This is a genomic window from uncultured Meiothermus sp. (assembly GCF_937863175.1).
GTDB lineage: Bacteria > Deinococcota > Deinococci > Deinococcales > Thermaceae > Meiothermus.
In genome coordinates this window covers 1-2,630 of the sequence record NZ_CALMCQ010000144.1, presented here as the reverse complement: position 1 = coordinate 2,630, position 2,630 = coordinate 1, and the positions used below count along the sequence as shown (strand labels likewise).

Here is a 2,630-nt window from a genome sequence, read left to right as displayed (position 1 = left end):
GCTGGGTTTGTATCTGCAACAGCAGGGCGTTTGGGCATTGGCGGCAGACTCCGATGGCATGGATGGCAACTCCCCGGCTGCTGGGGCTATTTTGCGGCCCGACACCTGGGACAGAGCCCGGCATTTACGGTTAGATCTTAAAGCCTGTCTGCAAAAAAACGATTCGCATGGCTTTTTTGTGGCCATTAATGATCTGCTGGTTACCGGAGAAACGGTCAACAACCTCAACGATTTCCGGTCGCTGGTGGTGGAATAGAAACCCGTTTCTAAAGGCCAATTCACATAAAACCCAGACACAAACGGTACACTAAATGCCGTGTATGCCCTTTCCCAGGCTTTGCGTTCGCTGCGCCAACACCTGACCAGTACGCTGGCCACTTTTTTTACCGCCCTGGTATCGTTTTCGCTGTTGTTTCTGCTGGGGTTGGTGTTGTGGAACCTGGATCGGGTGGTGGCCTCGCTCGAGCGTGAGCTCGAAGTAGCCGCTTTTCTCAAGCCCGATGCCCAGGCGACCGCCATCCTGGACGCGATCAAAGCCTGGCCGGAGGTGAGTGAAGCCACGCTACAAACCAAGGAAGAAGCCCTGGCCACACTCCAGCTGGACTATCCCTATCTGGCCCAGGCTCGAGAGTTCATCCAGAACCCCCTGCCCAACACCATCCGGCTGAAGCTTTCCGACCCCCAGCAGGTGCGCGAGGTAGGGCGGCGGGTCGCACGAATCGAAGGGGTGGAAAGCGTGGAGTATGGCGGGGCTCTGACCGAGCAACTCGTGCGGGTGCTGGCGGGCTTGCGCATCGCGGTCAATATCCTGATTGTGCTACTACTCCTGGACACCCTGTTTAGTGTGATGGGGACGATTCGGCTCTCCATCGAAAACCGCCGCGAGGAGTTACGGGTCATGCAGTTGGTGGGGGCGACCCGGCGCTTTATCCAGGGGCCGTTTGTGGCCGAGGGTACGCTGCTCACCCTGGCCGCAGGGCTGGTGGCCCTGGGGCTGGGGATTTTATCCTATCGCTTCTTGTCGGAGGCCCTGCAAAACCTGCTGCCTTTCATACCGGTGCTGGCCGAGGGCGACCTGTTCAGGGCGGCGTTGGCCATGCTGGTGCTGGCGGTGCTGCTGGGGGCCACCGGGGCCTATCTGGCCAGCCGGGCCAACCTGCGGGAGGCAGATTTATGAAGCAGGGGCGGGGGTCGGAGAAGGGTGGGTTTACAACCAGCGACCGGCTGCTAGCGACCACCTTTTCTCGAGCCCTCAGACCTACTGCGTTTGGCAGCTGGCTCATGGTTATCTTCCTGGCTTTCGGCTTTCAGCCTTCGGCCTTTGGCCAGCCCAACCTCAACCAGCTTCGGCAGCAAGCCGAGCAGAACCAGCGGCTGCAGCAACTCCAGCAACAGCGCATTCAGCAGCTCAACCGCGACCTGGCCAACCTGGACGCAGCCACCAGGCAGCAACTGGCCGAGTTGCGCCGCCTCGAGGCCGAAATCACCCGCCTCGAGCGCGAACGGGCCGACCTGACCCGGCAGATTGATTTGCTGGAAGGACAAAAAAGGCAAGCCGAGGCCCGGATTGCCAGCCTGCAAAAGGAGTTACAGGGTCTGCGCGAGCGGCTTTCAGCCATGCTGCGAAGCCTGCACCGGGAGCGGGCTGGACGATATTTGCCCATTTTGCGCGCCGAATCCTTCACCGATTTGTCAGTGCGTAGTAAGTGGGTGGGGGTGCTGGGGCAGCACCAGACCGATCTGATGGATCGCATTAAACACACCGTGCGCCGGCTCGACGAGGAGCGCGTGCGGCTCGAACTGCTGGTTGATACCCTGACCGAGCGCCGGGCCGAGCGCCAGCAACGTATCGTGGCACTGGCGCAAAACCGCCAGAGCGTACAATTCACCGTGGCCAGTCTGCGCCAGCAGCGGGCCGGGCGACTGGTCATCCTGCGCGAGACCCTGCAAGCCCAGACCCAGCTTCGTGCGGAGTTAAACGTCTTGCAGAGCCGGATTGCTGCCGAACTGCAGCGCATTGCCGAGGAACGGCGAAGAGCCGAGGAAGAACGGCGACGACGTGAAGCCGAGGAGCGCCGCCAGCGCGAACTGCAAGCCCAGCGGCAACGGGAGCTTCAGACCCAACGCCAGCGGGAGGACGCGGCCCGTCGCGAGACGGTGCGTGAGCTACCCGAAGTTCCACGGGAGCTGGTGGGCGCTTTGCAGTTCCCGGTGCGGGGGGGGCGCATCGCAGAGGCTTATGGTTTCCAGGGCAATGACTGGCAGACCCTCCAGGGCGCAGAGGCCTCCACCACCATAGTGGCAGCAGCCGACGGGGTAGTGATTGATAGCCTGTTTATTGCCAATCTGGGCTATACCCTGACCATCCGCCACTCCGATCAGATCGCCACCCAGTACGTAAACGTACTCGAGCCCAGGGTCTCGGCCGGCCAGCGTGTCGCGCAGGGCCAGGTTATTGGTTTTACCGGCGGTGGGGTACTAATTCCCAGCAACCAGATGTGGTTCAGGGTAATTTTCATTGACGACAGCGGCAATTTTCGCTACGTGGATCCTTCCAGGTACTACTGATTGCATCCGGCTTATGGCAGGGGTCGCCGATAGCCAATGGCGGATCATCGCATCGAGAACAA

At 61.0% G+C, this 2,630-nt stretch carries 3 protein-coding genes; all 3 read left to right on the top strand.

The features are described from left to right. Window positions 1–256, top strand: a 256-nt coding sequence (locus Q0288_RS05735) for an MOFRL family protein (RefSeq protein ID WP_299428500.1), incomplete at its 5' end; no start/stop codon positions are given. A 60-nt stretch (window positions 257–316) separates the two neighbouring features. Beyond that, the gene (locus Q0288_RS05730) at window positions 317–1,177 is read left to right on the top strand and encodes a permease-like cell division protein FtsX (protein ID WP_299428497.1); all 861 of its coding nucleotides are present in this window, start codon (window positions 317–319) and stop codon (window positions 1,175–1,177) included. Further along, complete coding sequence (locus Q0288_RS05725; RefSeq protein WP_299428494.1) at window positions 1,174–2,568, top strand: peptidoglycan DD-metalloendopeptidase family protein; 1,395 nt, start codon at window positions 1,174–1,176, stop codon at window positions 2,566–2,568. Before Q0288_RS05730 ends, Q0288_RS05725 begins: the two co-directional genes overlap by 4 nt. The last annotated feature ends 62 nt before the right edge of the window (window positions 2,569–2,630 follow it).